Source organism: Arthrobacter sp. NPDC058130 (assembly GCF_042884475.1).
Taxonomy (GTDB): domain Bacteria; phylum Actinomycetota; class Actinomycetes; order Actinomycetales; family Micrococcaceae; genus Arthrobacter.
Genome location: NZ_JBHVTV010000009.1, coordinates 1 through 12,308, shown reverse-complemented (window position 1 = coordinate 12,308; position 12,308 = coordinate 1). Strand labels below are relative to the sequence as shown.

11 protein-coding genes are annotated in these 12,308 nt (G+C 68.0%); 3 read left to right on the top strand and 8 right to left on the bottom strand.

Annotation, left to right across the window (positions count from 1 at the left end; genetic code table 11):
* Positions 1-55: 55 nt before the first annotated feature.
* The gene (gene tdh / locus ACFVTM_RS15150; protein WP_390204327.1) at positions 56-1,102 is read right to left on the bottom strand and encodes an L-threonine 3-dehydrogenase; all 1,047 of its coding nucleotides are present in this window, start codon (positions 1,100-1,102) and stop codon (positions 56-58) included.
* Positions 1,103-1,225: 123 nt separating this feature from the next.
* On the opposite strand from tdh, the gene ACFVTM_RS15145 reads away from it, so the two are divergent.
* Positions 1,226-2,134 carry a LysR family transcriptional regulator gene (locus tag ACFVTM_RS15145; RefSeq protein WP_390204326.1) on the top strand — a complete coding sequence of 303 codons (909 nt, stop codon included), beginning with the start codon at positions 1,226-1,228 and terminating at the stop codon, positions 2,132-2,134.
* A gap of 2 nt (positions 2,135-2,136) precedes the next feature.
* Here the strand turns inward: ACFVTM_RS15145 and gatB are convergent, their stop codons facing one another.
* From gatB to ACFVTM_RS15125, 4 genes are all read right to left on the bottom strand, one after another.
* Complete coding sequence (gatB, locus tag ACFVTM_RS15140) at positions 2,137-3,642, bottom strand: Asp-tRNA(Asn)/Glu-tRNA(Gln) amidotransferase subunit GatB (RefSeq protein WP_390204325.1); 1,506 nt, start codon at positions 3,640-3,642, stop codon at positions 2,137-2,139.
* Entirely contained in the window at positions 3,642-5,240 is a 1,599-nt protein-coding gene (gene gatA, locus ACFVTM_RS15135) for an Asp-tRNA(Asn)/Glu-tRNA(Gln) amidotransferase subunit GatA (RefSeq protein ID WP_390204324.1), read from the bottom strand. Before gatA ends, gatB begins: the two co-directional genes overlap by 1 nt.
* 5 nt (positions 5,241-5,245) lie before the next feature.
* Positions 5,246-5,542 carry an Asp-tRNA(Asn)/Glu-tRNA(Gln) amidotransferase subunit GatC gene (gene gatC / locus ACFVTM_RS15130; RefSeq protein ID WP_390204322.1) on the bottom strand — a complete coding sequence of 99 codons (297 nt, stop codon included), beginning with the start codon at positions 5,540-5,542 and terminating at the stop codon, positions 5,246-5,248.
* 190 nt (positions 5,543-5,732) lie between these two features.
* A complete protein-coding gene (locus ACFVTM_RS15125) occupies positions 5,733-7,193 on the bottom strand; it encodes a CitMHS family transporter (RefSeq protein ID WP_390204321.1) in 1,461 nt (486 codons plus the stop codon).
* Positions 7,194-7,375: 182 nt separating this feature from the next.
* On the opposite strand from ACFVTM_RS15125, the gene ACFVTM_RS15120 reads away from it, so the two are divergent.
* Entirely contained in the window at positions 7,376-9,145 is a 1,770-nt protein-coding gene (locus ACFVTM_RS15120; protein ID WP_390204320.1) for an ATP-binding protein, read from the top strand.
* Positions 9,138-9,809 (top strand): response regulator, encoded by a 672-nt coding sequence (locus tag ACFVTM_RS15115; RefSeq protein ID WP_390204319.1) that lies wholly within the window; start codon positions 9,138-9,140, stop codon positions 9,807-9,809. Before ACFVTM_RS15120 ends, ACFVTM_RS15115 begins: the two co-directional genes overlap by 8 nt.
* Here ACFVTM_RS15115 and ACFVTM_RS15110 read toward each other — a convergent pair.
* The 3 genes from ACFVTM_RS15110 to ACFVTM_RS15100 form a co-directional block, all read right to left on the bottom strand.
* Positions 9,806-11,554 (bottom strand): SulP family inorganic anion transporter, encoded by a 1,749-nt coding sequence (locus ACFVTM_RS15110; RefSeq protein WP_390204318.1) that lies wholly within the window; start codon positions 11,552-11,554, stop codon positions 9,806-9,808. The genes ACFVTM_RS15115 and ACFVTM_RS15110 overlap by 4 nt on opposite strands.
* A gap of 144 nt (positions 11,555-11,698) precedes the next feature.
* On the bottom strand, positions 11,699-12,082 hold the full coding sequence (locus ACFVTM_RS15105) for a RidA family protein (protein WP_390204317.1): 384 nt from the start codon (positions 12,080-12,082) through the stop codon (positions 11,699-11,701).
* A 135-nt stretch (positions 12,083-12,217) separates the two neighbouring features.
* Positions 12,218-12,308 (bottom strand): integrase core domain-containing protein (locus ACFVTM_RS15100; RefSeq protein WP_390204589.1); only part of this gene is annotated, 91 nt, incomplete at its 5' end.

Genomic DNA, 12,308 nt, shown 5'->3' with positions numbered 1-12,308 from the left:
GGCAAAATGCTGTGCGTGGCAGTGCGGGTCGGAAGGGGTCTGGAACGGGGCTGGCCTAGAAAACGGTCCAGTCGAGGACCACCTTGCCGCCGACGCCGGCGCGGGCCACTTCGAAGCCCTTCTCCCAGTCGGTGGCCGGCAGCGTGTCCGTGACGACGGCGGAGATGTTCGCGTGCAGGACGGGGTTGGAAGAGAGCATGGCGCTCATCGCGTACCAGGTCTCGAACATCTCGCGGCCGTAGATGCCCTTCATGGTCAGCATGTGGGTGACCACCTTGCCCCAGTTGATGTCGATGGACTGGCTGGGCAGTCCCAGCATCGCGATCCGGCCGCCGTGGTTCATGTTGTCGATCATCTCAGGCAGCGCGGTGGGGTGTCCCGACATTTCCATGCCGATGTCGAAGCCTTCGCGCATGCCCAGTTCCCGCTGGGCGTCCTTGACCCGCATCTTCGAGACGTCGATCGCGAGGTCGACGCCGAGCTGCTTGGCCAGTTCGAGGCGGGGGGCGGAGACATCAGTGATGGCGATCTTGCGGGCGCCGGCGTGGCGGGCGACGGCGATCGCCATCAGGCCGATGGGGCCGGCGCCGGTGATCAGGACGTCCTCGCCGACCAGCGGGAAGCTCAGCGCGGTGTGGACGGCGTTGCCGAAGGGGTCGAAGATGGCGCCCAGTTCCGGCGTGACGGAGGGGTCCTGGTGGACCCAGACGTTGGTCTCGGGGATGACGACGTACTCGGCGAAGGCGCCGTCGCGCTGGACACCGACGCTGACGGTGTTGATGCACATCTGCCGGCGGCCGGCGCGGCAATTCCTGCAGATCCCGCAAACGATGTGGCCCTCGCCGGAGACGCGGTCGCCCACCTTGACGTCCAGGACGTCCTCGCCGATTTCCACGACCTCGCCGTAGAACTCGTGGCCGGCAATCAGGGGGGCGTTGATGATGCCCTGCGCCCAGGCGTCCCAGGCCTGGATGTGCAGGTCCGTGCCGCAGATGCCGGTGGTCATGACACGGATCTTCACGCCGCCGGGGCCGGTCTCCGGCTCGGGACGGTCGACGAGCTCGAAGCCTGCGTGGGCACCGGCCTTGTAGAGAGCCTTCATGGGCCTTCCTAACTGTAAGTTCTGTGGGACAACTCACCCCATTACACCCACCAGAAAGCATTAGCACAACCGAATTTTTCTCAATCGACGATTTAGAAAACGCTGTTGCATAGAATGGCTGGCATGGAAATCCACCAGTTGGAGATGCTGCGCGAACTCGGTGCCCTGGGCAGCGTCAAGGCCGTCGCCGAAACCCTCCTCGTTACCCCGTCGGCAGTGTCCCAGCAACTGGCTGCACTGCAGAAGACCGTGGAAGTGCCGCTGACCCGCAAGGAGGGCCGCAACCTGGTGCTGACGGAGGCGGGGCAGGTCCTGGCGGACGCCGGGGCCGCCGTCGTGAGCGCGATGGCCGATGCGAAGATGGCGATCGGCGCCTACCACGGCTCGCCGGTCGCGCCGGTGACGCTCAGCGGTTTCCACAGCGCCGGCCAGGCGCTCTTCGCGCCGCTGGCCCGGCTCCTGGACGGACCGGGTCAGCCGCGGATCCTGCTCTCCGACGAGGACGTGGCCCAGCAGGACTTCCCGGCCCTGACGGCGCGCTACGACCTGGTGCTGGCGCACCGGATGGACCACAGCCCGCGCTGGCCCGAGGAACGCGTCGCGGTGATCCCGCTCGCGCACGAGCCGCTGGACGTGGCCCTGCCGGCCGGGCACCGGCTGGCCGGGCAGCGCGCGTTAACGGCAGGGGACGTGGTGGGCGAGGCGTGGGTGACCAGCCGGGCCGGCTACTCCCCCGCAGACGTGCTGTCCGCCGTCGCGGCCGTCTCCAGCCGTGAGCTGAACATCGTGCACCGGATCAACGACTATTCGACCGTGGCGGCGCTCGTGGCGGCCGGCGGCGTGATCGGCCTGCTGCCCCGGCACACCGCGCGGCCGGTGCTGAACCCGGACATTGTGCTGCGGCCGCTGGAGGGCATCAGCACCCGGCGCCGGATCGACCTGCTGGCCAGGCCGGAGAACCTTAAACGCACATCGGTCATGATGGTCTGCGAAGCACTGCAGACCATCATGACCGATTTGGTGGGTGGCTAGGGCTAGCCCTCGACGCCGAGGCGCTGAAGGATCAGTTCACGGACGCGGGCTGCGTCGGCCTGCCCACGGGTGGCCTTCATGACGCCGCCGACGATCGCGCCGATCGCCTGGAGCTTGCCGCCGCGGATCTTGTCCGCGACGTCGGGCTGCGCGGCGAGGGCCGCGTCGATCGCTTCCAGGAGGGGGCCGTCGTCGGAGACCACGGCGAGGCCGCGCTTCTCGACGATTTCCGCCGGGGTGCCCTCGCCGGCGAGCACGCCGTCCAGGACCTCGGAGGCCATCTTGTTGTTGATCTTGCCGTCCTCCACCATCTTGTTCAGTTCCACGATGGTGGCCGGTGCGACACCGAGCTGGCCGGGATCGACGTCGGCGTTCTTGGCGCGTCCGACGATCTCGCCCATCCACCACTTGCGCGCCACCGTGGCGGTGGCGCCGGCGGCGATGGTTTCCTCGATCTCATCCATGACGCCGGCGTTGACGACGTCGCGGAACTCCAGGTCCGAATAGCCCCAGTCCGCCTGCAGGCGCTTGCGGCGGGCGGCCGGCGGCTCGGGCAGGGTAGCGCGGAGTTCCTCGACCCATTCACGGGACGCGGTGATCGGGACCAGGTCAGGTTCCGGGAAGTAGCGGTAGTCGTCGGCGTCGGACTTGGCGCGGCCCGACGTCGTGGTCCGCGTGTCCTCGTGCCAGTGCCGGGTTTCCTGGGTGACCGGCTCGCCGGAGTCCAGGACGGCGGCGTGCCGCTGGATCTCGTAGCGGACGGCGTGTTCGACGGCGCGCAGCGAGTTGACGTTCTTGGTTTCCGAGCGGATGCCGAAGCGTTCGCGGCCGTGCGGGCGCAGCGAGACGTTGGCATCGCAGCGGACGTTGCCGCGTTCCATCTTCGCGTCCGAGACGCCGAGGTTCTTGACGATTTCGCGGACGGCGGCCACGTAGGCCTTGGCCAGCTCGGGGGCGCGGCTGCCGGCACCCTCGATCGGCTTGGTGACGATCTCGACCAGCGGCACACCGGAGCGGTTGTAGTCCACCAGGGAGTAGTCAGCGCCCTGGATGCGGCCGGCGGCGCCGCCCATGTGGGTGAGCTTGCCGGCGTCCTCCTCCATGTGCGCGCGTTCGATCTCGACGCGGAAGACGGTGCCATCGGAGAGCTCGATGTCCAGGTAGCCGTCGTACGCGATGGGCTCGTCGTACTGGGAGGTCTGGAAGTTCTTCGGGGTGTCCGGGTAGAAGTAGTTCTTCCGGGCGAAGCGGCACTTCTCGGCGATCTTGCAGTTCAATGCCAGGCCGATCTTGATCGAGGATTCGATCGCGGTCTTGTTCACCACGGGGAGGACGCCGGGCATGCCGAGGTCCACCTCGTTGACGTTGGTGTTCGGCTCGTCGCCGAAGACGTTCGGGGCGGAGGAGAACATCTTGGTCTTGGTGTTGAGCTCCACGTGGACCTCGAAGCCCAGGACGGGATCGTACTTCTCCATCGCCTCTTCGAAGCTGAGGGTTGCGTCAGTCATTAGTGTGAACCTCCGTGGCTCAGTGCGGCGCCAGCCGCGGAAGAAGCAGCCGCAGAAGAAGCAGCCGCAGAAGAAGCAGCAGTAAGGGAAGGTGCCTTGTCCAGTAGCGGGCCGCCCCACTGCTCCTCGAGCAGGGATTCCAGGACAGCGCCGACGCGGTAGAGCCGGGCGTCCTGGCGGGCCGGGGCCAGCAGCTGGATGCCGACCGGCAGGCCGTCCTCATCGGCCAGGCCGCCGGGCAGGGAGAGCCCAGGCACGCCTGCCATGTTTGCGGGGATAGTGGCGACGTCGTTGAGGTACATCGCCAGGGGGTCGTTGAGCTTCTCGCCCAGCTTGAAGGCCGTGGTGGGGGCCGTCGGGGAGATCAGCACGTCGGCCTTGGCGAACGCGGCCTCGAAGTCGCGCTGGATCAGGGTGCGCACCTTCTGGGCCGAGCCGTAGTAGGCGTCGTAGTACCCGGCGCTCAGGGCGTAGGTGCCCAGGATGATGCGGCGCTTGACCTCGTCGCCGAAGCCGGCGGCGCGGGTGGCGCCCATGACGCGTTCGATCGTCAGCGGTCCCTCTTCGGGCAGGACCCGCAGGCCGTACCGGACGCCGTCGAACTTGGCCAGGTTGGAGGAGGCCTCCGAGGGCATGATCAGGTAGTAGGCGCCCAGCGCGTACTTGAAGTTGGGGCAGGAGACCTCGACGATCTCGGCGCCCGCGCCCTTGAGCAGCTCGAGGGATTCGTTGAAGCGGTTCTCGACGCCGGCCTGGTAGCCCTCGCCGTGGAGCTCCTTGATGATGCCGATCTTCATGCCCTCGACGTTGCCTGTCCGGGCGGCGGCGACGAGGTCCTCCAGCGGGTCCGGGAGTGAGGTGGAGTCGCGGGGATCGTGCCCGCCGATGACCTGGTGCAGCAGGGCCGAGTCCAGCACGGTGCGGGAGACCGGGCCGATCTGGTCCAGCGAGGAAGCCATGGCGATCGCGCCGTAGCGGGAGACCCCACCGTAGGTGGGCTTGACGCCGACCGTGCCGGTGACGGCGCCGGGCTGGCGGATGGACCCGCCGGTGTCCGTGCCGAGGGCAAGCGGGGCTTCGAAGGCCGCGACGGCGGCAGCGGAGCCGCCGCCGGAACCGCCGGGGATGCGCTCCAGGTCCCACGGGTTGTGCGTGGGGCCGTAGGCGGAGTGCTCGGTGGAGGAGCCCATCGCGAACTCGTCCAGGTTGGTCTTGCCCAGGATCGGCATCTTGGCGGCGCGCAGGCGCTCGACGACCGTGGCGTCGTAGGGGCTGTTCCAGCCTTCGAGGATCTTCGAGCCGGCCGTGGTGGGCTGGCCGATCGTGACGATGAGGTCCTTGACGGCGATCGGCACGCCCGCGAGGACGTGGAGCTCTCCGGCGGCGGCACCGCCTGCGGCGCGGATCGCGTCCACTTCGGCGGCGACGGCGAGCGCCTCGTCGGCGTTGACGTGCAGGAAGGCGTTGACCTTGCCGTCGACGGCGGCGATGCGGTCCAGGTACGCCTGGGTGACTTCGACGGCGGTGATCTCGCGGGCGGCGAGCTTCTCGGCGAGCGCGGCGGCGGAGAGGCGGATCAGTTCGTTGTTCTCAGTCATGGTCTTTACTCCTCATCCAGGATTGCCGGGACCTTGAAGCGGCCCTCGTACGCGTCGGGGGCACCGGAGAGGGACTGCTCGGCCGTGAACGTGTGGCCCACGACGTCCTCGCGGAACACGTTAGTCAGCGGAATCGGGTGTGACGTGGCCGGGACGTCGTCACCGGCAGCCTCACTGACGGACTTCACTGATTCGACGATGACGGCGAGTTCGCCGGCCATCCTGTCGAGCTCTTCGGCACTCATCTCGATGTGCGCGAGTTGCGCGAGATGCGCGACGTCGTCGCGGTTGATCGCAGCCATGGATCTCCCCTGCAAGGTAAGGATTATTTTCCGTCCCAGTCTACGTGGGTTGAAGTGTCGTTACCGCCCGGCTGAATCGCCGGCTGTGGTCGTCTTGCCGGCGGCAGACAGACAAGAAAGCAGGGTGCGGAAAATCTTCCGCACCCTGCTATCTCGTTGTATGTACTTGTGGTGCTCCTTGGCTTGCTTGCTAGCCGATGCCGATGGCTCCTGTCAGGACTCCTACTCCCAGCATGACCAGGGAGATGACGGCTGTGCGCCAGAGGACCTTCTTGTGGTGGTCGCCCAGGTCCACCTTGGCCAGGGAGACCAGGAGCAGGATGGCCGGAACCAGGGGGCTCTGCAGGTGGAAGGGCTGGCCGGTGATGGAAGCGCGGGCCATGTCGGCGGCGCTGACGCCGTAGTGGGCCGCCGTCTCGCTGAGGACCGGCAGGACGCCGAAGTAGAAGGCGTCGTTGCTCATGAAGAACGTCATCGGGATGCTCAGCACACCGGTGATGATGGCCATCAGCGGGCCCATGTCGGACGGGATGATCTGGACCAGCCATTCAGACATTGCCTTGACCATGCCCGTGCCGTTGAGGACACCGGTGAGGACCGCGGCGGCCATGACCATGCTGACGACGGCGACAATCGAGGGAGCGTGCGCGATCAGCTGGGCGCCCTGGTCCTTGACGTTGGGGAAGTTGACCAGCAGGGCGATGGCGGCGCCGACCATGAAGACGAACGGAAGCGGAATGATGTTGGCGACGAGCGTCACCATGACCGCGACGGTCAGGCCGAGGTTGAACCAGAACAGCTTGGGGCGCAGGGTCTTGCGGTTGGGGTCCAGTGCGGTGTCGGCCATGGCGGAATCCTTGTCATCGACGAGGACGTCGGTCCGTTCCAGGACTGCAACGGAGGATCCCTCCGGGGAGAGTGCCGGGTTCCCGGCGGGACCAGAGCCCTTGCGGCCGCGGCTGGTTCCGGAACCGCCGGTGGTGCCGCCGTCGAACCCTTCAGCTGAATCCGGGACGCCCCAGATTTCCGGTGCGACGGCGCGGAGGCGGTTGCGCTCCTGCAGGCCGAGCAGCCAGGAGAAGACCAGCACCACAATGAGGCCTGCGATCAGGGACGGGACCATGGGAACGAAGACATCGTTGACGTCGATCTTCAGCGCGGTTGCGGCGCGGGCGGTGGGACCGCCCCACGGCAGGATGTTCATGGTGCCGTTGGCCAGGCCGGCCACACAGGTCAGGACCACGGGGCTCATCTTGAGCCGCAGGTAGACCGGCAGCATGGCCGCGGTGGTGAGGATGAAGGTGGTGGAGCCGTCGCCGTCGAGGGACACGGCTGCGGCGAGGATGGCCGTGCCGAGGACCACCTTGGCGGGGTCATTGCCGAGCTTGCGGAGGATGAACCGGACCAGCGGGTCAAAGAGTCCGACGTCGATCATCAGGCCGAAGTAGATGATCGCGAACATCAGCAGCGCGGCGGTGGAGGTCATGGACTTCATGGAGTCCATGACCATGGGACCGATGCCGAGGCCCGCGCCGGCGAAAAGCCCGAAGATTGTGGGGACGATGATGAGCGCCAGTACGGGCGTCAACTTCTTCGTCATGATCAGCACCATGAAGACCGCGATCATGGCGAATCCTAGTAATACCAGCACGGCCGGCTCCTTCTTCTTTGAATGGCACCACTCCGGTGTGATGCGCACTACAGACGTTAGAGTGGCGCCCGTCACGGCTGGGCCTTTGGCTCAATTGATTGGCATACTGCTTATTGCATGCATTTTGCGCATTTTGCTCACCATCCGATTAACCCAGTACCGAACTCCCAGGCAGGAGCCCGATGAAGCGCCGCACACCTCTGCCGGCCCTGCGCTTTTCCACGCAGACGCTGCTGCTGCAGCTCGGCGTGGTGGCGCTGGTGGTGCTGCTGAGCAGCGCCGTCCACGCGTGGCTGACCTACGACCGGCTGGGCCGCGAGGCGGAGAACCAGGCGCTGACGCTGGCCCGGACGGTGGCATCGGACCCGTCGGTACGGGCAGAGGTCCAGTCCATCAGCGCCCAGCCGGCCGCTCCCCCGGCGGCCGAACTGCTGGCCGGTCCGCTGATGGCCGCCGCCGAGGGGGCCCGCACCCGCACCGGGGCCCTGTTCGTGGTCATCACGGACGAGACCGGCATCCGGCTGGCGCACCCGGACGCGGAACGGCTGGGCGAAAAGGTCAGCACCGACCCCTCGGAGGCCCTTGCCGGCAAGGAGGTCACCACCCGCAACACCGGCACGCTGGGCCCGTCCGCCGGCGCCAAGGTCCCGGTGTTCGCCCCGGATTCCACGGCGGTGGTGGGTGAGGTGAGCGTGGGCTACTCCACGGAAACGATCAGCCAGAGCCTGGCCCGGGACATCCTCCCGATCGCCGTCACGGCCGCCGGGGCGCTGCTGGCCGGCGTGCTGGCGTCCTTCCTGCTGCGGCGGCGGCTCCAACGCCTCACCCTCGGGCTGGAGCCTGAGGAGATCAGCACGCTGGTCCACGACCAGGTGGCAGTGCTGCAGGGCGTCGACGACGGCGTGATCGGCGTCGCGGCCGACGGCCGGGTCAGTGTCTTCAACGCGGCCGCCCAGCGGCTGCTCGGTGTCCCGGACCTCGCGGGCACCGCCTGGGCCGCGGCTCCGGTGCCGGCGCAGCTCAAAGCCCTGACCCGCGCCGATGCGGCCGAGGGCGATGCCGTGGAACTGGTCGCTGGCGGCCGGGTCCTGGTGGCGAGCGCCCGCAAGGCCCTGCATCGCCGCGAGGATCTGGGCTGGGTGGTGATGCTGCGGGACCGGACCGAGCTGCAGCAGCTGACCCGCCAGCTCGACGCCGTCGGCACCATGTCCGCGGCCCTGCGGGCGCAGCGCCACGAGTTCGCCAACCAGCTGCACACGATTGCCGGTTTCATGAGCATCGGCCAGCCCCAGCAGGCCCAGGACTACCTCGCCAAACTGGCGGGCACCGGGCCGCTGGCGTTCCCCGTGGACCAGGCCGAACTGCTCCAGGACCCGTACCTGCAGGCCTTCCTCGGCGCGAAGGGCGTCGAAGCGGACGAACGTGGCGTGAGCCTGCGCCTCGGCCCGGAATCCGTGGTCCGCGGCCACGTCACCGAGCCCCAGGACGTCACCACCGTCCTGGGGAACCTGATCGATAACGCCGTGAACGCCGCCGTCGCCGGGTCTGCGGCCGAGCGCTGGGTGGAAGTGGAGGTGCTGGACGAGCCGGGCACCGACGGCGGCCCCGGCACGCTGCACATCGTCGTCGCGGATTCCGGCGACGGCCTGGGCGCGGGAATCACGGCGGAGGGGGCGGAGGCGGTGTTCTCGGAGGGCTTCACGACGTCGGAACGGCCGGCGCGGGCCGGCGCCGGGCAGGGCCTGGGGCTGGCGTTGTCCCGGCAGCTCGCGCGCCGCCGCGGCGGGGACGTGCGGATCCTGGACCCGGGCTCCCCCGGCGGCCCGGGGGCCGTGTTCGTCGCCACGCTGCCGGGGACCACGCTTCCGGGGCCAACGCTTCCGGGACCAACGCTTCCGGGACCAACGACTGCGGGGCCCGGCGGGCCACGCGGAGAGGACAACGATGTCTGAGGATTTCAGGGTGCTGATTGTCGATGATGACTTCCACGTCGCCAAGCTGCACGCCGCGTACGTGGATTCGGTGGCGGGCTTCCTGGCGCTGCCGCCGGCGGGCTCGGCGTCGCAGGCCCTGCAGGCCATCCACAGCCTGCGCCCGGACCTGGTGCTGCTGGACGTCTACCTCCCGGATGCTTCGGGCCTGGACCTGCTGCACCAGCTGGACGTCGACACCGTGATCCTCAGTGCGGCCTCGGACACGGCCTCGCTGCGGCTCGCGTTCCGCCGCGGTGCGCTGGGCTACCTGCTCAAGCCCTTCACAGCCGAATCCCTCTCGCAGCAGCTGCGCTCCTATGCGCGCTACCGGCGGATCCTGGCGCAGCCGGGCTCCGTCAGCCAGGAGACGGTGGAACGCGCCAAGCGCGCCCTGATTCCGGGCGACGTCGTCGCCTCGGCGCGGCCCCGTTCGGCCACCGAGGCCGCGGTGCTCGAATCCCTGGTTCCCGGCGAGCAGTATTCCGCCGCCGACGTCGCCGCCCGGGTCGGCGTGTCCCGGGCCACCGCCCAACGGTATCTGTCCGCGCTGGCGGACGACGGCGCCGTCGACATCCAGCTGCGCTACGGCACCACCGGGCGGCCCGAGCACCGTTACGGGATTCCCGCCGCGACCGGCCGCTAGCTGGCGTCCGGCTCCGTCTGCGCGTCCGCCTGCTCCGCGTCCGCCTGTTTCTGCGCGTCCGTTTGCTCCGCCTCGACGGCTCTGTGGATGTTGCCGTGGATCATCTCCGCCCCGAGGCGCCCGATCACGCCGTCGCGCTCCAGGACTGCCCGGACGGCGGGCTTCAGCCGGGTCAGGCGCAGGTTGACGTCCGCCTCGCGGGCCAGGCTCACGATGTCCGCCATCTTCGCCGCCCCCTGCGAGTCGACGAAGTTGATTCCGCCGCAGTCGAGCACTATCCCGGTGAGTCCGCGCGTGGTCTGGATGACCTCGCGCAATCGGTCCTCCAGGGCGTCGGCGGTGGCGAAGAACAGGCCGCCGTCGAACCGGATGACGGCAATGCCGGGAACGGTCTCGTCGTCGGGGTGCTCACCGGATTCGCGGAAGACCTGGGTGCCCGGTTCTCGGCTGAGGGAGGGCATCTCCGGGTGGGTGGCCACCCGGACCAGCCAGATGAGCGAGAGCCCGATCCCGATGACGACGCCGGCGAGCACGCCGAAGATGAGGGTACCGATGATCGCTGCGACCGCAATCCAGAAATCGAACTTCTGCACCCGGGCGAGCCGGCGCATCTCCGGCACGTTCATCATGCCCATGACCACGGCCTCGATGATCAGCGCCGCCAGTACCGGCTTGGGCAGGATCGAGAACAGCGGCGCCAGGAAGAGCAGCGTGAGCAGGACGGTGACCCCCGAGGTGAGGGAGGCAAGCCCGGTCTTCGCCCCGGAGTGGTCGTTCAGCGAGCTCGCGGACAGGCTGGTCGAGACGGGCATCCCCTTGAACAGTCCCGCGGCGATGTTGGCCAGTGACTGGGCAATGGATTCCTGGTTGATGTCGATCTGGTACCGGTGCTTGGCGGCGAATGCCCGGGCATCCCCGGCGGTCTGGGAGAAGCCGATCAGGACCAGGGCCACTGCTGCCACAGCCACGGTACCCACGTGGTCCCACATCAGCTGGCCGTCCGGGACCTGAAGCGAGGGCAGCCCGCTGGGGACGTCGCCCACGAGGGCCACGCCCTTGGCCCCGAGATCGAAAAGGGCCGCGGCCAGCAGTCCGCCCACCACCAGGACCAGGGCGCCGGGAACCCTGGGCGCGATGGCTTTGAGTCCGAAGACGACGACCAGGGCGATCACGCCAACAACTACTGTCGCTTGGTGCGCTTCGCCCAGGGTCCCCAGCCATGACCACAGTTCCTGGATCGGGTTCGAGCCGGTGACCTCGGTCCCGGTGAGCTTGGGAAGCTCCCCGATCACGACGTCGATCGCCGCGCCGAAGAGGAATCCGGTGACCACTGCCCTGGAGAGGAACTGCGCAATCCAGCCCATCTTCAGGACGGCAAGAAGCAGGAACAGGATCCCGGAGGCAAGGGTGATTCCCGCGACGAACGAGGCGACATCCTGCTCGGCGGTGATGCCTGCCGCAAGGACGGCACTCGCGGCCACCGCCGCCAGACCGGAACTCGGCCCCATCGAGATCTGCCGGCACGTGCCGAAGATCGCGTACACGATGGCGCCGGCGGCCGCGGCATACAGGCCGTTCTGCAGCGGTACGCCCGCGATTCCGGCGTATCCCAGGTTCTTGGGAACGATCAGGGCCGCCACCGTAACTCCGGCGATCAGGTCGCCGCGAAGCCAGGTGCGGTCATATGAGCGGAACTGGCCAATGATCGGGACCCCGGTGGGGCCCCTTCCTTTCGCCCTGGTCATGCGCCAGTCATACTCCAAGTCCGAAAGTTCCACCAGAGTCCGGTGTCCGGCGCTGGGCACAAGCAACGCGGGGTCACGTACGGCCCATCCGGGGTGTCGGAATGGGCTGTAGGTGACTCCGCGTTGTTGCGGGTTGGTGCGGAGTTAGCTGGCGCTCTTCTGGGCGACGAGTTCGATCTCGACGAGCATCTTGGGGTCCAGGAACGGCAGCACGTGAACCAGGGAGAGAGTCGGGCGGATGTCGCCGAAAACCTCGCCGTGGGCCCGGCCGGCCTCTTCCCATTTGCTGATGTCCGTCAGGTACAGCTTGGACTGCACCACGTCCTCGAAGCCGAAGCCGGCCTCGGCGAGCACGGCGCCGAGCTTCTGCAGGATGTAGCTGGTCTGGGTGTAGAAATCATCGCCGACAATTCCGTCGTCGCCGCTGGCGGCCGTCGCGGAAATGTACAGGGTGTTGTCCACCAGGACAGCCCGGGAATAGCCGAGTGTCTGTTCCCAGGTGGAGCCGGTGCCGAAGGTTTTGCGCATGGTGTGCCTTTCGCAGTTGCCGCAGGGATCGGCACAACTGTAGGTCGCGAGGCACTTCTGCCGCCAAACCCGGCGGCTTTGTGTCGGGCGGGCCGGCAGAGTGGCAGATGGGCCCCGCCACGGGGCCTAGATGTACTAACCCGGTTGGTTGGTGACGCGGCTGGCGGGTGAGGCGCCTTTGAGGGCGGTGTGGGGCCTGTGGTGATTGTAGTGCTCGATGAAGTCC